This window comes from Nocardioides sp. NPDC023903, assembly GCF_040639295.1.
GTDB lineage: Bacteria > Actinomycetota > Actinomycetes > Propionibacteriales > Nocardioidaceae > Nocardioides.
In genome coordinates this window covers 1-20,015 of the sequence record NZ_JBEZZS010000059.1, presented here as the reverse complement: position 1 = coordinate 20,015, position 20,015 = coordinate 1, and the positions used below count along the sequence as shown (strand labels likewise).

The 20,015-nt window shown below is 67.6% G+C and carries 21 protein-coding genes; 7 read left to right on the top strand and 14 right to left on the bottom strand.

Annotated elements, in window-relative coordinates; genetic code table 11:
• Positions 1 to 142: 142 nt before the first annotated feature.
• The 4 genes from yjfF to AB0F44_RS29510 all read right to left on the bottom strand — a co-directional run bounded on the left by yjfF (position 143) and on the right by AB0F44_RS29510 (position 4,887).
• Positions 143 to 1,147: a galactofuranose ABC transporter, permease protein YjfF gene (gene yjfF, locus AB0F44_RS29525; RefSeq protein WP_350666301.1), complete on the bottom strand. Its 1,005-nt coding sequence runs from the start codon at positions 1,145 to 1,147 to the stop codon at positions 143 to 145.
• Entirely contained in the window at positions 1,144 to 2,205 is a 1,062-nt protein-coding gene (locus AB0F44_RS29520) for an ABC transporter permease (RefSeq protein WP_350666299.1), read from the bottom strand. Before AB0F44_RS29520 ends, yjfF begins: the two co-directional genes overlap by 4 nt.
• Positions 2,198 to 3,778, bottom strand: a complete 1,581-nt coding sequence (locus AB0F44_RS29515; protein ID WP_357360843.1) for a sugar ABC transporter ATP-binding protein — start codon at positions 3,776 to 3,778, stop codon at positions 2,198 to 2,200. The genes AB0F44_RS29520 and AB0F44_RS29515 overlap by 8 nt, the downstream gene beginning before the upstream one ends.
• 131 nt (positions 3,779 to 3,909) lie before the next feature.
• Positions 3,910 to 4,887 (bottom strand): ABC transporter substrate-binding protein, encoded by a 978-nt coding sequence (locus tag AB0F44_RS29510; protein WP_357360841.1) that lies wholly within the window; start codon positions 4,885 to 4,887, stop codon positions 3,910 to 3,912.
• A gap of 153 nt (positions 4,888 to 5,040) precedes the next feature.
• Here AB0F44_RS29510 and AB0F44_RS29505 point away from each other — a divergent pair, with 153 nt between their 5' ends.
• From AB0F44_RS29505 to AB0F44_RS29495, 3 genes are all read left to right on the top strand, one after another.
• Positions 5,041 to 6,132: a crosslink repair DNA glycosylase YcaQ family protein gene (locus AB0F44_RS29505; RefSeq protein ID WP_357360839.1), complete on the top strand. Its 1,092-nt coding sequence runs from the start codon at positions 5,041 to 5,043 to the stop codon at positions 6,130 to 6,132.
• Between the two features lie 110 nt (positions 6,133 to 6,242).
• Positions 6,243 to 6,692, top strand: coding sequence for a VOC family protein (locus tag AB0F44_RS29500; RefSeq protein WP_357360837.1), 450 nt, complete (start codon positions 6,243 to 6,245; stop codon positions 6,690 to 6,692).
• Positions 6,693 to 6,761: 69 nt separating this feature from the next.
• A complete protein-coding gene (locus AB0F44_RS29495; protein WP_357360835.1) occupies positions 6,762 to 7,427 on the top strand; it encodes a GPP34 family phosphoprotein in 666 nt (221 codons plus the stop codon).
• A 58-nt stretch (positions 7,428 to 7,485) separates the two neighbouring features.
• Here AB0F44_RS29495 and AB0F44_RS29490 read toward each other — a convergent pair whose 3' ends face one another.
• A complete protein-coding gene (locus AB0F44_RS29490) occupies positions 7,486 to 8,607 on the bottom strand; it encodes an epoxide hydrolase family protein (protein ID WP_357360833.1) in 1,122 nt (373 codons plus the stop codon).
• A 113-nt stretch (positions 8,608 to 8,720) separates the two neighbouring features.
• On the opposite strand from AB0F44_RS29490, the gene AB0F44_RS29485 reads away from it, so the two are divergent.
• Together AB0F44_RS29485 and AB0F44_RS29480 are read left to right on the top strand one after the other, a co-directional pair.
• Positions 8,721 to 9,677, top strand: coding sequence for a WYL domain-containing protein (locus tag AB0F44_RS29485; RefSeq protein WP_357360831.1), 957 nt, complete (start codon positions 8,721 to 8,723; stop codon positions 9,675 to 9,677).
• 4 nt (positions 9,678 to 9,681) lie between these two features.
• Positions 9,682 to 10,386, top strand: a complete 705-nt coding sequence (locus AB0F44_RS29480; RefSeq protein WP_357360829.1) for a GPP34 family phosphoprotein — start codon at positions 9,682 to 9,684, stop codon at positions 10,384 to 10,386.
• 14 nt (positions 10,387 to 10,400) lie between these two features.
• Here AB0F44_RS29480 and AB0F44_RS29475 read toward each other — a convergent pair whose 3' ends face one another.
• Positions 10,401 to 11,144, bottom strand: coding sequence for a DUF3626 domain-containing protein (locus tag AB0F44_RS29475; RefSeq protein ID WP_357360827.1), 744 nt, complete (start codon positions 11,142 to 11,144; stop codon positions 10,401 to 10,403).
• 10 nt (positions 11,145 to 11,154) lie between these two features.
• On the bottom strand, positions 11,155 to 11,811 hold the full coding sequence (locus tag AB0F44_RS29470; RefSeq protein ID WP_357360825.1) for a CTP synthase: 657 nt from the start codon (positions 11,809 to 11,811) through the stop codon (positions 11,155 to 11,157).
• Between the two features lie 80 nt (positions 11,812 to 11,891).
• Between AB0F44_RS29470 and AB0F44_RS29465 the strand changes: the two genes are divergently transcribed.
• Complete coding sequence (locus tag AB0F44_RS29465) at positions 11,892 to 12,026, top strand: hypothetical protein (RefSeq protein WP_357360823.1); 135 nt, start codon at positions 11,892 to 11,894, stop codon at positions 12,024 to 12,026.
• A 91-nt stretch (positions 12,027 to 12,117) separates the two neighbouring features.
• On the opposite strand, the gene AB0F44_RS29460 is transcribed toward AB0F44_RS29465, so the two are convergent.
• The 7 genes from AB0F44_RS29460 to AB0F44_RS29430 all read right to left on the bottom strand — a co-directional run bounded on the left by AB0F44_RS29460 (position 12,118) and on the right by AB0F44_RS29430 (position 19,054).
• Positions 12,118 to 13,122, bottom strand: coding sequence for a DUF695 domain-containing protein (locus tag AB0F44_RS29460; RefSeq protein ID WP_357360822.1), 1,005 nt, complete (start codon positions 13,120 to 13,122; stop codon positions 12,118 to 12,120).
• A gap of 125 nt (positions 13,123 to 13,247) precedes the next feature.
• Positions 13,248 to 15,053 carry a methionine--tRNA ligase gene (metG, locus tag AB0F44_RS29455; protein WP_357360820.1) on the bottom strand — a complete coding sequence of 602 codons (1,806 nt, stop codon included), beginning with the start codon at positions 15,051 to 15,053 and terminating at the stop codon, positions 13,248 to 13,250.
• A 56-nt stretch (positions 15,054 to 15,109) separates the two neighbouring features.
• Positions 15,110 to 16,321 (bottom strand): N-acetylmuramoyl-L-alanine amidase, encoded by a 1,212-nt coding sequence (locus AB0F44_RS29450; protein ID WP_357360818.1) that lies wholly within the window; start codon positions 16,319 to 16,321, stop codon positions 15,110 to 15,112.
• A 77-nt stretch (positions 16,322 to 16,398) separates the two neighbouring features.
• Complete coding sequence (locus AB0F44_RS29445; protein WP_357360816.1) at positions 16,399 to 16,956, bottom strand: maleylpyruvate isomerase family mycothiol-dependent enzyme; 558 nt, start codon at positions 16,954 to 16,956, stop codon at positions 16,399 to 16,401.
• 58 nt (positions 16,957 to 17,014) lie between these two features.
• Positions 17,015 to 17,740 (bottom strand): hypothetical protein, encoded by a 726-nt coding sequence (locus AB0F44_RS29440; RefSeq protein WP_357360814.1) that lies wholly within the window; start codon positions 17,738 to 17,740, stop codon positions 17,015 to 17,017.
• Positions 17,741 to 17,815: 75 nt separating this feature from the next.
• Complete coding sequence (locus AB0F44_RS29435; RefSeq protein ID WP_357360812.1) at positions 17,816 to 18,367, bottom strand: TIGR03086 family metal-binding protein; 552 nt, start codon at positions 18,365 to 18,367, stop codon at positions 17,816 to 17,818.
• Positions 18,368 to 18,427: 60 nt separating this feature from the next.
• Positions 18,428 to 19,054 (bottom strand): DsbA family protein, encoded by a 627-nt coding sequence (locus tag AB0F44_RS29430; protein WP_350666272.1) that lies wholly within the window; start codon positions 19,052 to 19,054, stop codon positions 18,428 to 18,430.
• Positions 19,055 to 19,265: 211 nt separating this feature from the next.
• Between AB0F44_RS29430 and AB0F44_RS29425 the strand changes: the two genes are divergently transcribed.
• Positions 19,266 to 20,015, top strand: a 750-nt coding sequence (locus AB0F44_RS29425; RefSeq protein WP_357360810.1) for a hypothetical protein, incomplete at its 3' end; no start/stop codon positions are given.

Genomic DNA, 20,015 nt, shown 5'->3' with positions numbered 1-20,015 from the left:
ACCGGCGAAGCCGGCGGCCGAAGGCCGTCCTTTACTCCGGGAGCCGTTGAGAACACCCTCCCCGAAAGGGTCGGCGGCAAACCCCAACCACAAAAACACGGAACCCAACAGAGGCAGAAAACCAACAGCGGCGGAAAACCGACTACCCCCGCCGAGTCAACACCCTCTGCGCAACGACAAACACCAGCACCAGAACCCCGATCGTGATCCGAGTCCACCAAGAGGACAGCGTGCCGTCGAAGGAGATGAAGGTCTGGATCGTCCCGAGCACGAGCACCCCGAGCAGCGACCCGATCACGAACCCACGGCCACCGGTGAGCAGCGTGCCGCCGATGACGACGGCGGCGATCGCGTCCAGCTCCATCCCGACCGCGTGCAGCGAGTAGCCAGAGAGCGTGTAGAGCGCGAACAGCAGCCCGCCGAGCGCCGCACAAAGCCCGCTGATCGCGTACACCCCGACCTTGGTCGCCGCGACAGGCAAACCCATCAGCAGCGCCGACGGCTCGCTGCCGCCGAGCGCGTAGACGGTGCGTCCGAAGCGGGTCGAGGAGAGGACGTACGCAGCGACCGCGACGATCACCAGCGCGAAGACCGCCGTCCACCCGAGGTAGTAGCCACCGGGCAGGGTGATCGTGCCGAACGCGATGGCCTTGAAGGTCTCGTCCTTGATCGGGATCGAGTCGACGCTGATCAGGTAGCAGAGCCCGCGGGCCAGGAACATGCCCGCCAGGGTGGCGATGAACGGCTGGATGTCGAAGTAGTGGATCAACAGTCCCATCGCGGTGCCCAGCAGGGTGCCGGACAGGAGCACGATCACGATCACCGCGACCACAGGCAGGCCGAGCTCGAGCGTCCGGGCCGCAATCAGCGTCGAGAGGGCCACGTTGGAGCCGACCGAGAGGTCGATCCCGCCCGTGAGGATCACGAACGTCATCCCCACTGCGAGCACGATCAGGAACGCGTTGTCGAGCAACAGCGTCAGGAAGACCTGCGGGTCGGCGAACCCTTCATAGCGGATTCCGCCGACGCCGAACATGCCGATGAAGAGCGCGAACGTGCCGAGCACGGGCAGGTAGCGGCGCGGCGGGCTGTAGCGTGCGACCCGGGCGATGAGCCCGGTCTCGATCGCGGGCACCTGAACACTCATGCGACAGCCTCCTCGCGGCTGGTCGGCGTACGGTCGCTGCGTCGTTGCAGCACCGCTCGCGCCTTCGGCGACTGCAGCAGGCACACGATCACGACCACCAGCGCCTTGAACAGATAGTTGGCCTCGGCCGGGATGCCGATGTTGGGGATGGTCCGGGTGAGGGTGGCGATCAGCATCGCCCCGACCAGGGTGCCGGTCAGCGAGAAGCGGCCGCCTGCCAGCGACGTACCTCCGATGACGACGGCCAGGATCGCGTCCAGCTCGATCCACAGGCCCAGGCTGTTGGCGTTCACCGAGTGGGTGTTGGCGGCGATGATCAGGCCGGCGGTCCCGGCACACAGCGCCGCGAAGACGTAGACGGTCCAGATGATCGTGCGGGAGCGTACGCCGGCCAGCCGGCTCGCCTCCGGGTTGATCCCGACCGACTCGATGAGAAGGCCGAGCGCGGTGCGGCGTACGACGATCTGGGTGGCTGCGAAGACTCCTAGCGCGATGAGAGCGGCGACCGGGAGGGTGAGCAGGTGGCCCGAGGCCAACGCGGCGAAGGCGTCGTTGTTGACCGTGGTGATCTGGCCGCCGGTCACCAGCATCGCGATCCCGCGGCCGGCGACCATCAGGACCAGCGTGGCGATGATCGGCTGGATGCCGACCACCGCGACCAGGAAGCCGTTCCACAGCCCCAGCGCGACGCTGACGGCGAGTGCCATCGAGATCGCGATGACGGCCGTGCCGGCAGCGCCATCGGCGGGGCTCTTGACGATGTAGACGCAGGCGACGGCGCCCGCGATCGCCGCCACGGCTCCCACCGAGAGGTCGATCCCGCGGGTCGCGATGACCAGTGTCATCCCGATCGCGACCAGCAGCACCGGAGCACCGTTGCGGACGATGTCGACCAGGCTGCCGAAGAGGTGACCGTCCTGGATGCGTACGTTGAAGAACGTCGGCGTCGCGATCAGGTTGACCACCAGCAGCGCGCCGAGCGCGGCCAGCGGCCAGAAGAGACGGTGGGCCATCGCGCGGGCGCCGAGCGCCCTGCCGGATCTGATGGTCTCAGGCATCTGCTCGCTCCTTCTCGGCCAGGCCGCCGGGTTCGCCGGTGATGATCTCGAGTACGTCGTTGATGTCGATGCCGCGGTTGGGCCGCTCGTCGATCTTGCGGCGGTCCTTGAGGACCACCAGCCGGTGGCTCAGCCGGAGCACCTCCTCGAGCTCGGCGGAGATGAACACCACGCTCATCCCCTTCTCGGCGAGATCGGCGACGAGCTGCTGGATCTGGGTCTTCGCACCGATGTCGATGCCGCGGGTGGGCTCGTCGAGCAGGAGTACGTCGGGCTCCGTGATCAGCCAACGCGCCAGCAGGACCTTCTGCTGGTTGCCACCGGACAGACTTCGCATCGGCAGGCTCGGGTCGGCCGGCCGTACGTCGAGAGCAGTCATGAACTCCTTGACCAGCTTCTCGCGGGTGGCCGTCGGGATCGGCCGCAGCCAACCACGGCTGGCCTGCAGGCCGAGCAGCATGTTGTCGGCCACGGAGAGCTCCTCGAAGACGCCCTCGGCCTTGCGGTCCTCGCTGCAGAAGGCGAGCTTGCGGTCGATCGCGTGCCGGGGGCTGCGGAGCCTGCGGCGGCCCGAGCCTCGAACCGTGAGCTCGCCGGTGTCCGGAGCGTCGGCGCCGAACAGCAGCCGGGCCAGCTCCGTACGTCCCGAGCCGAGCAGGCCAGCGATGCCGACGACCTCCCCGGGGAAGAGGGTGAGGTCGGTGGCCTCCAGACTCCCCTTGCGGCCCAGCCCGACCGCGCTCAGCACCGGGAGACGCTGCTCGGCGGTCGCCTCGGTGGCCTCGTGCACGGCGTGGTCGAGGCGCTCGAGGACCTGGAGGTCGCGGCCGATCATCAGCTGCACCAGCTCCAGCTGGGTGGTCGTCTCGACCAGCCGTTCGCCCACCACCCGGCCGTTGCGGAGGATCGTCATCCGGTCGGAGATGTCGAAGACCTGGTCGAGGAAGTGGGAGACGAAGACGATCGCGGTGCCCTGGTCACGCAGTCGGCGCATCACCTCGAAGAGCCTGGCCACCTCGTCGGCGTCCAGGCTGGAGGTCGGCTCGTCGAGGATCAGCACCCGGGCATCGGTGTCGACGGCACGCGCGATCGCGACGAGCTGCTGGACGGCGATCGGGTGGCTGCCGAGCTCTGAACCGGGGTCGATGTCGATGCCGAGGCCTTGCAGCGAGGCGGCCGCGCGGCGGTTCATCGCCCGGCGGTCGATCGGGCCGATCCCGTTGAGGCGGCGCGGCTCCCGGCCGAGGAGCATGTTCTCGGCCACGGTGAGGTTGGGCACCAGGTTGACCTCCTGGTAGACCGTGCTGATCCCGGCGTGCTGCGCCGCGGCCGGGGTGGCGAACTGGGTCTCGACGCCGGCGATCTCCACCCGTCCCGAGTCGATCGTGTAGACCCCGGTCAGCGCCTTGATAAGCGTCGACTTCCCGGCCCCGTTCTCCCCCATGAGTGCGTGCACCTCCCCCGGCAGGAGTCGCAGCGAGACGCCGTCGAGCGCTCGGACCGCTCCGAACGTGATGGAGACGTCGAGCATCTCCACCACCGGTCGGGGTGGCTTCATTTCTGCCTGGCTCATGTCGTACTGGCTCCTGGCGGGGTCGAGGGGGGCGGCGGATGCTCACCGAGGTAGCTCGGTGGGCGCACGCTTCCCTCGTGGAGTTCCACGAGGGAAGCGGCACCTCACCGAGGCACCTCGGTCAACGGGCGTCAGTACTTGCGGTCGGGCAGAGCCTCAGCGGCCTGCTCCGGTGTGAAGGTGGTCTCCTCGGTGACGATGCGGTCGGGGACCTCGTCGCCGGCGACGACCTTCTCGGCGACATCCATCAGCTGCGGCCCGAGCAGCGGGCTGCACTCGACGATGAAGTTGATCTCGCCGGCGGCCAGCGCGGTCATGCCGTCCTTGACCGCGTCGACGGTGATGATCTTGATGTCGGTGCCGGGCTTCTTGCCGGCTGCCTTGATCGCCTCGATTGCACCCAGGCCCATGTCGTCGTTGTGGGCGTAGACGACGTCGATCTTCGGGTTGGACTGCAAGAAGGCCTCCATGACCTGCTTGCCGCCGTCACGGGTGAAGTCACCGGTCTGGGACTCGGTGATCTTGATCTTGGAGTCCGCGGAGATCTTGTCCTCGAACCCCTTCTTGCGGTCGATCGCCGGCGCTGATCCGGTGGTGCCCTGGAGCTCGACGACGTTGACCGCACCGTCCTTGTCGACGTCCGAGGCGTCGGCGTTGTCGACCAGCCACTGACCGGCCTTCTCACCCTCCTCGACGAAGTCGGAGCCGATGAAGGTGACGTAGAGCGAGGTGTCTTCGGTGTCCACGGCCCGGTCGGTCAGCACGACGGGGATCTTGGCGCGCTTGGCCTCCTGGAGCACCGCGTCCCAGCCGGTCTCGACGACCGGGCTGAACGCGATGACGTCCACCTTCTGCTGGATGTAGGACCGGATCGACTTGATCTGGTTCTCCTGCTTCTGCTGAGCGTCGGAGAACTTCAGGTCGATGCCGGCTTCCTTGGCCGAGTCCTGGATCGATGTGGTGTTCGCGGTGCGCCAGCCGCTCTCGGCGCCGACCTGGGCGAAGCCCATGGTGATCGAGCCGTCGTCGGCGGCTTCGCTGCTGCCGCACGCGCTGAGCGACATCCCACCCATGGCGAGCGCACACAGCCCGATGAGGGTCTTCTTCACTGTCGTCCTCCAGTGTTTTTACTGCGGCGGCCAGTGTGACCGTCGTCACGATGCGACCCAGTGTGAGCGTTAACATCCGCGCGGTCAAGCGGAATCGGAAGATCGGTTCGAATCGGCAGCAGGTCGTCCGGAACTCCCCATACTGTGTCGACCATGACGCTCACCCTGACTCCGGAACAGGCGCGCCGCATCGCGGTCCGCGCCCAGCTCCTCGACGCGCGTCGGCCCGTCTCGCTGGTGGAGACCGTCGATCAGCTGACGCTCCTGCAGATCGACCCGACCAAGGCGATCGCCCCGAGCGCGGATCTGGTGGCGTGGTCGCGGTTGGGCGATGCGTACGATCATTCGGATCTGACCTTCGCCCTCGAGCAGGAGCGCTCGCTGGTGGAGTTCTCCAGCTTCATCTTCCCCATGGACGAGATCGAGACGGTCCTGGTCCTGTCGCCGGGCCGGATCCACCCCACGGCCGTCGAGTGGGTGGAGGCCAACAAGAGATTCCGTACGCAGGTCCTGGATCGCCTGCGAGCCGACGGTCCGCTCGTGGCCGGCGAGATCGAGGACACCGCTGAGGTCCCCTGGGCCTCGACCGGGTGGACCAACGACAAGAACGTCCTGCGGATGATCGAGCTGCTCAACCGGATGGGCGAGGTCGCGATCGCAGGCCGCCGCGGCAAGCTGCGGACCTGGGACCTCGCCGAACGTGTCTACCCGTCCGACCTGCGGCTTCCTTCTCCCGAGGAGGCGCTCAGGGTCGAGACGGTGCGCCGCCTGGCCTCGCTCGGGATCGCCCGCCCCGGGCGGAAGGACTCATCCGGCGGCGAAGTGCTCGGCGCCGGGGACGCCGGCGTCCCGTGCACCGTGGCCGGCGTTGACGGCGAGTGGCGGGTCGACCCCGAGGCGCTCGCCGCCCTCGAGGACGGGTTCGCGCCGCGTACTGCCCTGCTCTCCCCCTTCGACCGACTCGTCTACGACCGCGACCGGGCGCTGGACCTGTTCGGGTTCGAGTACGTCCTGGAGATGTACAAGCCGGCCGCCAAGCGACGTTGGGGCTACTTCGCCCTCCCGATCCTGTACGGCGAGCGGCTGGTCGGGAAGCTCGACGCGAAGGTGGACCACAAGAAGGCGCTGATGAACGTCTTCGCCGTCCATGAGGACTTCGGGTGGACCGCCGAGATCGGTGACGCGGTGGAGGCCGAGATCGAGGCACTGGCGGGGTGGCTGGGCGTCGAGATTGTCCACCCGTGACGGTGAACCCGAAAACAGGGCAAACCGACGCGAATTGCTCTTCTCCACCTCGTTCGAGGCGCTTACTGTGAGCGGACGGGGTCGGAAATCGATCAAAGGAGACGATCCGGATGGCAACGCTCAACCCCTACATCAGCTTCAAGTCCGAGGCCGCTGAGGCGCTCGAGTTCTACCGATCGGTGCTCGGCGGCACCGTCGAGACGATGACCTTCGACTCCATGGGCGACGCGATGGGTCCGTTGCCGCCTGAGGCGAAGGACCTGGTCATGCACGGCTCGCTGACCCTCGATGACGGCCTCGTCCTGATGGCCGCCGACACGCCTCCGGGGATGGGCATGGAGTACGTCGCCCCGACCGCCGGCGTCACCGTCGCGATGACCAGCGCCGATCCCGCCGACCAGCCGCGCTTCGCCGACTACTACGCCAAGCTCTCCGAGGGCGGCACGCCCGGCATGCCGTTCGCGGAGGCTCCCTGGGGCGACTACTTCGGCCAGTTCGACGACAAGTTCGGCGTGAGCTGGATGTTCGACGTCGCCGGCCCCGAGTCGGCACAGGCCTAGACGAAGGTCCGAGCAAAGATCCGTCTTTCGTAGGAGGCGCCGGGCAGCGAGTCATTTTACCGTCGACACATGCTGATCGCGGAAGACCTGCTGCTGCTCGTGCTCGACGACGAGAAGGGCACGCTCGCCTCGTCCTGGGTCCAGCAGGCGCTGGGCGGAGCGATCCTGACCGAGCTCGTCATGGCGGGCTCGGTCCAGATCGTCCCCAAGTCCGGGCTCACCCCGGCCAAGGCCATGGCGGTGCCGGGCCGGCGGCCGGACGAGCCGGTCCTGGCCGCTGCGTACGACGTGTTGGCGGCCAAGCCGCTCGCGGCCAAGAACGCCGTCACCAACCTCGGCAAGGGCCTGCACGAGGCCCTGGCCGCGCGACTGTGCGACCGCAACATCCTCAAGCGCCGCGACGAGAAGATCCTCGGCCTCTTCCCGCGCACCACCTGGCCGGCTGCCGACTCGAGCCACGAGAACGCCGTACGCGGCCACCTGGTCGCCGTGCTCATCCAGGGCGCCGCACCCGACGCACGGACCGGGCCGCTCATCGCCCTTCTCTCCTCCATCGACCTCGCCCACAAGGTGGTCGACACGAGGGCAGTCGGCGCCGGAATGGTCAAGAAGCGGGCGAAGGAGATCGCCCGGGGTGACTGGGCCGCCAAGGGCGTCAAGGACGCGATGGACGAGGTCACCGCGGTCATGACCGCGGTGATGGTCGCCACCACCGTCACCACGGCAACCACCTGACAGAACCCGAGGATCGCAGCCGCGGAGGGGCTGCGATCCTCGGGTTGTTTGCGGGGTGTCAGGCGAAGAACGCCCGCAGGTCGGCGGCAACGTCCTCGGGACGCTCCATGGCCGCGTAGTGGCCGCCCTCGGAGAACTCCGACCAGTGCTGGATGTTGGCGTTGTCCCGCTCTGCCAGCGACCTGATGGTCTGGAAGTCGTCCTTGAAGACGGCGACACCGATCCGGCCCTGGGAGACCTCCGGCTCGCGCTCGGCGTGGCCCTCCTCGTAGTGGTAGCGCGCGGCCGAGGCGTAGGAGTTGGTGAGCCAGTAGTAGGTCGCCTGCTCGAGGACCTGCTCGGGGGTGACCAGCGAGGTGCCGTTGCCGAAGGACTCGAAGAGCTCGCTGTAGGCCAGCGTCCCGACCGGCGAGTCGGCCAGCGCCGCACCGATCGTCTGCGGCCGCGAGCCGTTCATGGCGTTGTACCCGCCGACGGACTGGAACCACTGCATGTGCTCGAGCGCGGCGTACTCCTTCGGTCCGAAGCCCTCGAACTCGCTCGGGTCGCCCGACGGGAACGAGAAGAGCTGCAGCACGTGGGCGCCGAGGAAGCCCTCCGGGTTCAGCAGGGCCAGCTCGCGACCGATCATCGCGCCGCCGTCGCTGCCGTGCACCCCATAGGAGTCGTAGCCGAGCCGGCGCATGAGTACGTCGTACGCCTCGGCCGCCCGCTTCATCGTCCAGCCGGTGTCGACCACCGGCGTCGAGAGCCCGAAGCCGGGCAGCTCGGGGATCACCAGGTGGAACTCGTCCGTCAGGGACTCGATCATCGGCAGGAACTCCAGGAACGAGCCCGGGTAGGTGTGGGCGAGCAGGAGGGCCTTGGCGTCGGGGTTCGAGGAGGGTACGTGGACGAAGTGGATGACCTGGCCGTCGATCTCGGTCAGGTGGTTGGGCACCGCGTTGATGCGCGCCTCGACCGCGCGCCAGTCGAAGCTCTTCCAGCGCTCAACCATGTCGGCGAGGTAGGCCGTCGGGGTGCCGTAGACCCAAGAGTCGCCGGGCACGCTGGGGGCGAACCGGGTGCGCTCCAGGCGGGTGCGGAGGTCATCGAGATCCGCCTGCGGGAACTCGACGGTGACGGTGCTGATCTCGCCGTTGGACTTGGTGCTGATTCCGGTGTTGACCTGCGTGTTCATGACTTCTCCTTGGTGGTTTCCGACCTTGTGAGACCCACGTTATGAAGGGTTCCGGCAAGCCTGATTCCGGAATTCCGCTGGCCCGCGAATCTTTTTTGCCGCACTCTGAGCCCGTGCTGGAAACCTCTGCGCGACTGCTCGCGCTCCTGGGCCTGCTGCAGTCCTCGGCCGGCTGGACCGGCGCCGACCTGGCCACCCGGCTCGACGTCTCCGAGCGCACCGTGCGCAACGACATGACCAAGCTGCGCGAGCTCGGCTATCCGGTGGAGTCGGTACGCGGCCCCGGCGGGCGCTACCGGCTCGGCGCCGGCGGCAAGCTCCCGCCGCTGCTCCTCGACGACGAGGAGGCGCTCGCGGTCGCCGTCGGGCTGCGTGCCGCGACCGGCATCACCGGCGTCGCCGAGACCAGCGCCAGGGCGCTGGGCAAGCTCGAGCAGGTGCTGCCCGACCACCTGCGTCGCAAGCTGGCCGCGGTGGTCGATGCGATGGACGCCGGCCCGGTCAACACCGACAGCAACGTCCCCGACCCAGACGTCGACGCCGGCACCCTGCAGGCGCTGGCCACCGCGATCCGGGACCACGCTGGCGTACGCGCCGACTACCGCGACGAGCCCATCGAGGTCGAGCCCTACCGGCTGATCGCCTGGCAACGCCGCTGGTATCTCGTCGCCCGCGACCCCAGCGCCGACGTCTGGCTCCCCCTGCGCGTCGACTGGCTGCGCCTGAAGGTTCCCGGCGGCCGCCCCTTCCGCCCCGCCGACCCTAGCTTCGACCTCACCGAGTTCGTCGTACGCGAGGTCGCCCGCACCGGCTGGGCCGTCCACGCCCGCCTGATCATCGCCGCCTCCGCCGAGGAGGTCATCTCCCGCATCAACCCCGCCGTCGGCACCGTCGAGCCGATCTCCCCCGACCGCAGCGTCCTGGTCACCGGCGGAGACAGCCTCGAGGTCGTCGCCGTCTGGATCGGCATGCTCGGCCTCGACTTCACCGTCGAGTCACCCCCGGAGCTCCGCGACCACCTCAAGATCCTCGCAAACCGCTACGCCGCCGCCATCGGCCAGCCGGAGTGACGACGTGGGGCTGATCGCAGAGGACGTCGTACTGCTGACCTTGGACGACGCCACCGGACGCCCCGTTCGCGGGCTCCGTCGCCGCGGGAAGAGGGACGTCCTGATCGGCGGCGCACTCCTCGCCGAGCTCGCCCTCAACGGCTCGGTCGACGTACGCAGGGGGTTCTTCGGGCTCTCCGCCAAGCTTCGTCCGGTGACCGCGGGAGCCCCCGCAGACGCCCTCCTCCAGAGGGCCTTCATCACCGTCAGGGAGAAGCCGAGGCACCCTCGTGCGTTGGTCAGCCGGATCGGGCACCAGAGGTTCGACTACCTCGCCGGCGTACTGGTCGGGCGCGGTGTACTCCGCCGGGAGCAGCGCCGGAGGTCGCTCACCACCACGACGGTCTGGCCGGTCCTCGATTCACGATCCAAGCAGGCCGTGCGCGACCAGATCGCTTCTGTGCTGCTCCACGACGCTCAAACTGACGAGCGTACCGGCACCCTGATCGCCCTGCTGTCCGCCGTCGACCAGGCCCACCGGCTCTTCGTCTCCCCCTCAGTGCCGCCGCGGATCGTCAAGCGACGCGCCAAGCAGATCGCCCGTGCCGGCTGGGCCGACGATGCCGTACGCAACGCCATCGTCGCCACTCGCCACGGTGTCGAGTTCGGCGGTGAGTTCGGTGCCTTCGGCGACGGCGATGGCGGCGGGGGCGGCGGGGGCGGCGACTGAGTTACCCGGACTGCTCAGTCGACTCGGCCGAATCTGGCCAGGTAATGCCAGACCCGCTTGACCGACTGTGGGTCATAGTCGCCGGACCGCGCGGCGTCGCCAAGAAGATCAGGCGTAAGTACGTCGCCAAGTGACTGCGCCAGGTCGACGTGCTCCTGCCCGCGGTAGCCCGGATCGAGGCCTGCGCTGGAGACGCGGAAGCCCGGATGCCACTCCACCGCACAGCTGAGTTCCGCAGCGGCGGTCTCGACCTTCGTTCCTTGGAAGCATGGGTCGAGTACCACTGCTTCGACATCCCGCTCGATCGCGACGCCGCCATGCACGTGCGCCTCGACGCACTCGTCGAGATCGTCGAATCCTGATGCGTCGGCCATCGCCGACAGGTGCGGCAGGACCTCCGGGCCACCGAAGTCCGTCGGCTCGAGGACCGAGTCGGGAAAGCAGAACGTGCACCGCTCCAGCACCCCGGGATGGAGCCGGAGGTGAGCCGACCCGAACCGGATGGCGCCACCGTAGGGATCGTCGCGACGGTTCCACGCGCCATAGACCGGCCGGTCGGCGGCAGGCGCTTGGTCGTAGCGGCCGCCGAACAGCCGGCTCTCCCATCGCCACCGGTCCCCACCCAGATGCGCGGTCAGCCCACCGTTCGACGTCCCGGTCTCGAACTGCGATCGGTACGCCCCGTCCCGCGCCATCGACTCGATGACCAGCCCACTGGCGTACGGCCAGTCGGGGTGGAATTGAAGCGTGACCTTCATCGGCGGAAGCTCAGCCGCGGACAGCCTCGACGAACGCGCGCACGAGGGGGTGGACAGGCGCTCCCGCGAGTGCACCGATGTGGGGCTGGAACATGCTGGTGACGTAGAACGGGTGGTCCGGGAACTCCAGGACCTCCGCGCCGGCGTCGTCCGCGGTCGCGCCGACGACGACACCGATCTTCTCCAGCGCCATCACGGCTTCGGCCGTCGGGGCGTAGTTGCAGAAGTGCATGCCGACGAACGGCTCCGGCTGCCAGTTCGCGAAGCGGGTGCCGGGGACCGGCGCGACCAGCCGCTCCTCGCCGTAGAGCGAACACGCCAGCGCGGCGACCGCGTTGTCCTCGCCCGCTCCGTCGGACTCGGCGTGGGTCGCCGCGGATTCGAGCACGTTGCGGGTCCACTCCAGCACGGCGTACTGCATCCCACCGCACACCCCGAGGAACGGGATCCCCCGCTCGCGCACGACCGTGAGCGCCGCGAGAACCGCGGCGTCATCGTCGTAGGGCGAGCCGGGCACGAGCCAGACTCCGTCGTAGGCCGCGATGTCGAACCCCGAGTCGGTCGGCACCCACTCGGTCTCGGCCCCGAGCTCGGCCAGCTGCGGCCGAAGGGCGTTGAGCTCCTGATGGCTACGGTGTCCCCGGTCGTCGCCGAGCAGTGCGATCATGCGCCGAATCCTCGCAGCCACGCACAGCCTGATCCAACGAATTCAGCCGCAGCGCACCGAGCCGGATCTACGCTGTTCTCATGACGACGCAGGTCCGGCTAGGCGGCCTCCGGGGCATGTTCTCGCTTCCGAGCAATGACGAATGGGAAGCGATGGACGAGGAAATCCGGTCCACGTTCGACCCGGACCTCGAGATTCAGGCCGCCCGCGACTGACTTCCTGACCTCCGACCACGTTCTCCCCGGGATTGGCCAAGGCTGGATCATCGGCGCACGGTAGTAGGCCGCACGGCGTCATCACCTTTGCTCAGCCCGTAAATCGGCGGCTGTCGGACCAGCCCGGGTCGTCCGTGGCGGTGATCTGGAGTCGGTGCTTCTTCGCGAAGGCCTTTAGATCGGCATCGGCATTCTGGTCCTCGGAGTCGGCATAGATGTGGAAAGTTCGTACGCCGCCATGACTCTCGTGACCGACGAGCACACCGCGCGGTCCGAGCATCGCGAGCATCGCGTTCTCGACAGCACGCACACCGTCGAGGTTCGCGGGCATGCCCACTTCATTTGAGACATATGCCAGCGACACTGCCTGATGGCGGTCCATGACCGGGTGGTCTAGCCAGCGGATGCCAGGCCTGAGAGTCGCTAGCCCAGGCAAACCGTTAGGCCCGGTCCACTGCCCGAGTGCCCAGGTATCAGGATCTCGTTTGGCCTCGATCTCACGGACCACCGCAGTCAACGCTGCACCGGAGACCGCGTTGCTTGGATGCGCGGTGACAGCGTCGATCCCGCCGATCCAGCGCTCGACATCGTCCTCACCGAGGAGCCAGTCCAGAACCATGTATGCGATCTGCCGGCGAACGGATTCCTCCATCTCGGCGAATTGCGGGTGGTGCACCTCGACATCGGCCCGGAACCTCTTGAACTCGGGCTCGATCCCGAAGACGGTCTCGGATAGATCTACCTCATAGCCCTCGATCTTGAGTTTGCGCGTAAGTGCTTCCGGATCCGCATCCATCGTGGCCGAGAACTCCCAGCGGGTGTCGGCGGAGGGCGCTGCGCGCAGCCAACGCTCGGCGGCAGGTCGCACTGCCGCGACGCCAGAGGATGTCACGGTGAGCCGGTGCTCCGCATCCTGGCCAGGACCGAAATGCCAGGTCAGATCGGGGTTGATCGCCATGACCAGCCGATTGAGCTCGTCGACCTCTGGCGACATCCGGCTCGGGTCGAGCCCGTGACCACCCTCGCCCCACCATGCCCAGAACTCACTCACCGGATGGCCGCTGCTCTTACTCACGCTCCTGCGCAGGAATGCCATAACGCGGATCATAGGCTCGGCAGAACGTGGCCGTCCCGGATAACCGGGAGCCATATGTGTCCCCGCATGAGCGCGATGCGCCGCACGTACGGCGTATCGAACCCGACCGCAGCAAAGCGCAGCCGCTACTCCGGCTTGATGCCCAGGCGGTCGAGCTCCTCGTCGATGATCGCGGTGTCCAGCTTCTGGAAGACCGGGGTGGGCTTGGCGACCGGGGTGCCGACGACGATGTCGTGGCGTCCCCAGGTCGGGGCGCCGGAGTAGTCGCCGGTGATGATCGGGTAGGGCTTGCCGTCGTCGAGGTCCTCGACCTCCTCGATGCGGGGCATCGGGGCGACCTCACCCTTGCCACCGAGCGCCTTGTCGATCTCGTTGGCGGAGAACGGCAGGAACGGGGACAGGATCAGGTTGAGGTCGACGACGCACTGTGCCATCACGTGCAGCACGGTGCCGAGTCGCTCGCGGTCCTCGGGAGCCTTGGCCAGCTTCCACGGCTCGAGGTCGGTGACGTACTTGTTGACCTCGCCGACCGCACGCATCGCCTCGCCGATGGCCTGCTTCTGCCGGTGACGGCCGATCAGGTCGCCCACGGTGCCGAACGCGGCGCCGACGGTGTCCAGGATCGCCTGGTCTGCCTCGGTCAGCGTCCCGGCGGGGGGCAGCTCGCCGAAGTTCTTCGCGATCAGGGTGGCGGTGCGGTTGACCAGGTTGCCCCAGCCGGCGACGAGCTCGTCGTTCGTACGCCGCACGAACTCCGCCCAGGTGAAGTCGGAGTCGTTCGACTCGGGGCCGGCGGCGGCCACGAAGTAGCGGAACGCGTCGGGCTGGTAGCGCGAGAGGAGGTCGCGTACGTAGATCACAATCTTCTTCGAGGAGGAGAACTTCTTGCCCTCCATCGTCAGATACTCGCTGGAGACGACCTCGGTCGGCAGGTTGAGATCGCCGTACGGCCCGGGCTCACCGCCCTTCGCACCACGCCCCCCGTAGGCCAGCAGCTCCGCCGGCCAGATCTGGGCATGGAAGACGATGTTGTCCTTGCCCATGAAGTAGTAGGTCAACGCCTCGGGGTCGTTCCACCAGCGACGCCAGGCCTCGGGGTCACCCGCGCGCCGGGCCCACTCGATCGAAGCGGAAAGGTAGCCGATGACGGCGTCGAACCAGACGTACATCCGCTTGGTCGGGTTGTCGCGCCAGCCGTCGAGCGGAACCCGGATGCCCCAGTCGATGTCGCGGGTCATCGCCCGCGGGCGGATCTCCTTGAGGATGTTCTGCGAGAACCGGATCACGTTGGGACGCCACAGACCGGTCTGCTCACGCTCGTCGAGGTAGGCGTGCAGCGCGTCGGCCAGCGCCGGCAGGTCCAAGAAGAAGTGCTGGGTCTCGACGAACTCCGGTGTCTCACCGTTGATCTTGGAGACCGGGTTGATCAGCTGGTCGGGGTCGAGCTGGTTGCCGCAGTTGTCGCACTGGTCACCGCGCGCGCCGTCGGCGCCGCAGATCGGGCAGGTGCCCTCGATGTAGCGGTCCGGCAGCGTGCGTCCGGTCGACGGCGAGATCGCGCCCTTCGAGGTCTGCTCGATGAAGTAGCCGTTCTCGTAGACGCCGAGGAACAGGTCCTGCACCACGGTGTGGTGGTTTGCCGAGGTGGTGCGGGTGAACAGGTCGTACGTCAGACCGAGCGAGACCAGATCCTCGACGATGATCCGGTGGTTCTTGTCGACGAGCTCCTGGGGAGTCACGCCGGCCTCGTCGGCGGCGATCAGGATCGGGGTGCCGTGCTCGTCGGAGCCGGAGACCATGAGCACGTCGTGGCCCGCCATCCGCATGTACCGACTGAAGACGTCGGAGGGCACGCCGAAACCGGCCACATGGCCGATGTGGCGCGGGCCGTTTGCGTACGGCCAGGCGACTGCGGACAGAACGTTGCTCATGGCCCCATCCTAGGGAGAGGAAGCCACTCGTTTTATATCGACACCGGCAACCCGGATCACGGGTTGAACATCTGGTCCCGCTGGTAGGCGTACTTCCGGATCCACGGCAGCCACTTGGCGAGCTGGGCGCCCGGGCAGGAGGTCTCGTTGGTGTGGAAGTGGCCGTCGATGACCCAGACCCGCACCCGTCGGCCGGCCGGGAACCGGTCGCTCCCCTTCGAGATCGTCTCGAGCGTGCCGCGCTCGTCGCGACCGGCCATGTCTAGCTTCCAAGCAGCCATCCGCTCGGTCTTGATGAGGGCGTCATCGGAGGGACGTACGTTCTCGAAGTTGCCGATCAGGGCGATGCCCATCGACTGGTGGTTGAAGCCACGCGTGTGGGCGCCCTTGACGAGCCGGTCGATGCCGCCGGAGCGGCCCTCCCAGGCACGCCCGTACTTGTCGATGAGGAAGTTGTACGCGATGTCGAACCACCCCAGTGACCTGGTGTGATAGCTGTAGATGCCGCGGATGATCCCCGGCACATCGCCCTTGGAGTAGTTGTTGCTCGTGGCGGTGTGGTGGATGTGGACCTGCTTGAGCGAGCTGTTGTACTCCGGGCGGCCGTTGCGCCAGGAGTTGTTGGCACCCCACTGCGACCGGGTGAAGATCGTCGGCTTCGGCGCCCACTTCGGTCGCGACCGCGCGACCCGGCCGTTGGCGCTGTCGTTCGAAGCGCTGCCATAGCCGAGGTCGTCGGCCTCGTTCTTCGGAGCCTTGACGTCCTCCTGCGGCCCGGTGTTGATCAGGGTCAGCTTCAGGTCCTTGGGCTGCGCACCCTCGACCCGCACCTGTACGCCGCTGGCCCGCCCGGTCCACACCGGCTGGGTGCCCCGGCGCTCGATCTTGCCGCGCGCGGCGACGCTCTCGGCACCATCGGGCAGGTCCTCCTGCAGCGGCAGCTCCTGCCACTCGCGCCACGTGTCCGACTTGCTCACCCGCACCTCGACCTGGGGGGTCTCCGCCCCGGTCCAGGAGACCCCGACCATCGAGAAGGTGGTCGTACGCAGCTTCTCGGTCGAGGCCGCGGCGACGGACCGCTCGGTCAGCCGCGGCGGCAGCTTCACGTCACGGGTGGCGATGCCGTCCTCGAGACGAGGCAGCTTGATCAGCTGGCCGTCTTCGGCGGCCGCCGGATCGATCGCCGAGCCGATGGCCGGAACGAGCATCGACGCGCCGACAACGACAGCGGTCAGGGTCATGGTGATGACGCGGGGGAAGCTGGCCATACCCTTGATTTTGAAGAGTCGAGCGCCCGACATGCCGCAAACGCATGTGTTCGGTGTGTCGTTTGGGACTTCTGTGACTAAAGCGACGGGGCCGGCACGAACGGCACCGGCCTCCCGGCGTACGCAGCCAGGTGCTCGTAAGCACCCGATCCCTCAGGCGCCGAGAGCGCGTTGGCGAAGGCCCGGCCCTTGCGCTCCGGCCCGAGGATGCGGTCCATCGCGACGACCGCCCGCTGGGCGACCGCCTCGTCGAGGCCGTCGGTCGGGCGGCCGAGCGCCGCGCACAGGTCCCAGGTGTGGACCGCGATCTCGGCGGACTGCCAGTCGGGGTCGATCATCACCATGTCGTCGGGGCCGACCTCGCGCCACAGGTTGATCAGCGCGTTGCCCCTGGTGCGCAGCTCCTCGCCCAGGTTGACCGCATAGTCCTCGCGCCCGTCCCATCCCGGCGGCGAGCCCTGGAGCATCGTCACGAAGACGCGGGGCTGGGCGATCATGTGGTTGGCCAGCTTGCGCAGATCCCACTCGGGGCACGGCGTCGGCCGGGTCAGGTCGTCCGCCGTGACGGTGTCGAGAAGCTCTGCTGCCTGCGTCAGGGCCCGCTGCAGCGCGAGCACTCCCATCTGGTCGACCACGGACGCCAGCGTACGCGGCCGTGGGCGACCAGGTGCCGCCGGATCACCCGATGACGGATCAACCCATGTTGTCGAAGTCGATCTGCTGCTTCGGACCCGGAGCCTTGACATTCAGCGGCACGTCGAAGTCGCTGAATGTCATCTGCCCGGCGCCGCCGCCCGTCATCTTGAGGATGTAGTGCGGATCGGCCTCGAGAACGTAGATCATGCCGGGGTCGTCGCCGCCACGGTCCTCGAGCTTCACCGCGGCCTGCCCATCGACCTGCTCGTCGCCGGCGACCTTCATGGTGAGGCTCTCCAGGTTGTTCATCTTGAAGTTCCCGAAGACCTCCTCGCTGAACGTACCCCAGTTGCAGATCTCGCTGAGGTCAGTCATGTCCTCGCCACCGACGATCCACTTGTCTCCGACCATCTCCTTCACTGCGGCGGCATCGCCACCGGCGGCGTCATTCCAGAACTTGTCGTCGCCCTTGAACCAGAGCTTCCCGCCGACCGACAGCAGGCTCAGTTCTCCGGTGGACATGCTCATGGTTCCGGTGCAGTCACCGGTGGTCGAGACCTGCAGGTCGAGGGACATCGTGTCACCCTCGTCCTCTATGTCTCCGGCGATCCGCACTGTCTTGAGTGCGTCCATCGCCTCCTTGGCGTCACCGACGATCGTCTTGGGGCTCTCGTCGGCGTACGCCTTGTCCTTCGCAGGACCGTCAGCACCGCCGCAGCCGCTGGCACCTGCCAGCAGCACGGCGGAGGCACCCATGAACGCCAGGGTGCGAAGCGATGACATCAACCTCATCATCGGATGATCGCAGGGACGCCTCGCGATGGAAACCGTAATAGATCAGCGCCAACAGCCGCGAGATCAGGCCACGCGACGCCCCGCGAAAGCAGCCAGCCGCTCGTACGCTCCAGCCCCCTCCGGCGCCGCCACCTCGGCCTCGAACGCGCCCGTGCGCATCTCCGGTTTCAAGGTCGCCTTCATGAACTCGAGCCCGACCTCGGCCAGCTCCGGGTCGAGCTCGGAGGTCGGGACGTCGAGTGCCTGCGCGAGGTCCCAGGAGTGGGTGGCGTACTCGGCGACGAGCAGGCCGACCGGCACCGACGCGCCGCCCTCCCAGCCGTCGGTGCCCGGGCCCTGGTCCCAGGCATGCAGCACGTCGTCGGCACCGACCTTGAACGTCGGCCCCCAGCTCTCGGTGATGTGCGGGGCCGGCGCGCCCCAGTCGGGCTCCCCGCCACGAAGCATCGTGACGAAGTTGGTGCCGTCGGCGATCACGTGGTCGGCCAGCGTGCCGACGTCCCACTGGCGGCACGGCGTCGGCCGCGAGACGGTCTCGGCGTGCACCCGGTCGAGCAGGTCGCCGGTCTGGTCCAGCGCCCGCGAGAGAAGTCCTGCGTCGTCTGTAGTAGTCACCCTGCCAACGTACGACTGGTAGACCTCGGCGTCACCGCAAAATTCCTCGCGGTCAGTACCTCAGCTGAAGTCGAGGTCGTGGACCCGGGCGCGCTTGAGCTCGTAGACGTAGGGGTAGGCGGTGATCAGCTGGAAGCCGTCCCAGAGCTTGCCGGCCTCCTCACCCTTGGGCGCCTTGGAGATGACCGGGCCGAAGAACGCGGAGCCGTTCATCGCGATCGTCGGGGTGCCGACGTCGTTGCCGACCTGGTCCATGCCCTCGTGGTGGGACTTGGCGATGTCCTCGTCGAACGACGAGTCGTCCATCGCGTCGGCGAGCTCGACGGGCAGCTCTACCGAGGCCAGAGCGTCCTCGATGACCTCGCGGGTGAACTCCTTCTTCTCCACGTGGCGCCGGGTGCCGAGCGCCGTGTAGATCTCGGCCAGCTTCTCCTGGCCGTATTCGTTCTGCACCGCCATGCAGACCCGCACCGGGCCCCACGCGGTCGCGAGCATCTTCCGGTAGTCCTCGGGGATGTCCTTGTCCTGATTCAGGTACGCCAGGCTCATGATGTGCCAGGTCACCTCGACGTCACGCACCTTCTCGACCTCGAGGATCCAGCGCGAGGTGATCCAGGCGAACGGACAGGCGGGGTCGAACCAGAAGTCGGCAGCGGTCTTCTCGGAATCGGGGGAGGTCTGCGTCATATCGACGTTCAACCATCGCCGCCGAGGATCTGTTCCGCGCCGCGTTCACACAGCGGTTCGTACGCCGCCCAGGCCCGATCGAATCGCCTCAAAGAGCGATTTGTGCCGGACTCGTTACCGCTACTCCCGGGTAAACGCTTACATACCCCACTAGGCTTCCGCGGTCCGATCGCTCGGATCGGAGCATCCCCCATGCACAAGGAGAAGTCTCGTGAGACTCTCGATCGACCGGAGAACAGGTCTGGTCGGCGGTGTTGTCGCTGTCGTTGCGACCGCTGCTGCCATGTTCTCCCTTCTACCCTCCAACGCCGGCGCCGCGACGACGGTGGTCCTCGACGGCGTCTCGGTGGCCGTTCCTTACGGTGGCACGCAGGTCGTCACCGTGAACCGGACCTCAGGGACGTACGCCAACGTCCGCTTCTGGGTGAAGGCCGACGGGAGGTGGACGCAGAAGTTCATGACGACCAACGGGCGGATCGGCTCCGGCGGACTCGTGGCGCGCGACCAGCGCAAGCAGGGCACCAGCACCACCCCGATGGGCACCTTCAGTCTGATGTCCACCTTCGGCACCCACGCCAAGGCGACCACGCAGAAGCTCAGCCACCGAAAGATCACCAGCGAGTCCTACTGGGTCCAGGACAACAACTCGGCCTACTACAACCGTTACCGCCTCAAGTCGCAGGGCGGTTTCCGCTACTGGCTCCCGGCCAGCGACGTGAACAGCTCCGAGCGGCTAGCGGCCTACCCGACGCAGTACGAGTACGCGGTCGTCATCAAGTACAACTACGACAACCCGGTCCGCTACCGCGGCGCCGGGATCTTCCTGCACGTCAACGGCTCGGGTGCGACCGGCGGTTGCGTCAGCGCGGCGCCATCACCTCCCTCTACGACCAGGTCAACATCGGCGACGGGGTCGTCATCTACTGGTCCTGACCACCGCCGTGTGCTGACGTCCGGCCCT

Bases quoted from the DNA above. Each gene is read 5' to 3' on its own strand.
- AB0F44_RS29520 (WP_350666299.1), bottom strand. From the start codon at position 2,205: ATGCCTGAGACCATCAGATCCGGCAGGGCGCTCGGCGCCCGCGCGATG.
- metG (WP_357360820.1), bottom strand. From the start codon at position 15,053: ATGAGCAACGTTCTGTCCGCAGTCGCCTGGCCGTACGCAAACGGCCCG.
- yjfF (WP_350666301.1), bottom strand. From the start codon at position 1,147: ATGAGTGTTCAGGTGCCCGCGATCGAGACCGGGCTCATCGCCCGGGTC.
- AB0F44_RS29460 (WP_357360822.1), bottom strand. From the start codon at position 13,122: ATGGCATTCCTGCGCAGGAGCGTGAGTAAGAGCAGCGGCCATCCGGTG.
- AB0F44_RS29495 (WP_357360835.1), top strand. From the start codon at position 6,762: ATGCTGATCGCGGAAGACCTGCTGCTGCTCGTGCTCGACGACGAGAAG.
- AB0F44_RS29440 (WP_357360814.1), bottom strand. From the start codon at position 17,740: ATGTCATCGCTTCGCACCCTGGCGTTCATGGGTGCCTCCGCCGTGCTG.
- AB0F44_RS29430 (WP_350666272.1), bottom strand. From the start codon at position 19,054: ATGACGCAGACCTCCCCCGATTCCGAGAAGACCGCTGCCGACTTCTGG.
- AB0F44_RS29475 (WP_357360827.1), bottom strand. From the start codon at position 11,144: ATGAAGGTCACGCTTCAATTCCACCCCGACTGGCCGTACGCCAGTGGG.
- AB0F44_RS29465 (WP_357360823.1), top strand. From the start codon at position 11,892: ATGACGACGCAGGTCCGGCTAGGCGGCCTCCGGGGCATGTTCTCGCTT.
- AB0F44_RS29505 (WP_357360839.1), top strand. From the start codon at position 5,041: ATGACGCTCACCCTGACTCCGGAACAGGCGCGCCGCATCGCGGTCCGC.
- AB0F44_RS29515 (WP_357360843.1), bottom strand. From the start codon at position 3,778: ATGAGCCAGGCAGAAATGAAGCCACCCCGACCGGTGGTGGAGATGCTC.
- AB0F44_RS29450 (WP_357360818.1), bottom strand. From the start codon at position 16,321: ATGGCCAGCTTCCCCCGCGTCATCACCATGACCCTGACCGCTGTCGTT.
- AB0F44_RS29490 (WP_357360833.1), bottom strand. From the start codon at position 8,607: ATGAACACGCAGGTCAACACCGGAATCAGCACCAAGTCCAACGGCGAG.
- AB0F44_RS29500 (WP_357360837.1), top strand. From the start codon at position 6,243: ATGGCAACGCTCAACCCCTACATCAGCTTCAAGTCCGAGGCCGCTGAG.
- AB0F44_RS29470 (WP_357360825.1), bottom strand. From the start codon at position 11,811: ATGATCGCACTGCTCGGCGACGACCGGGGACACCGTAGCCATCAGGAG.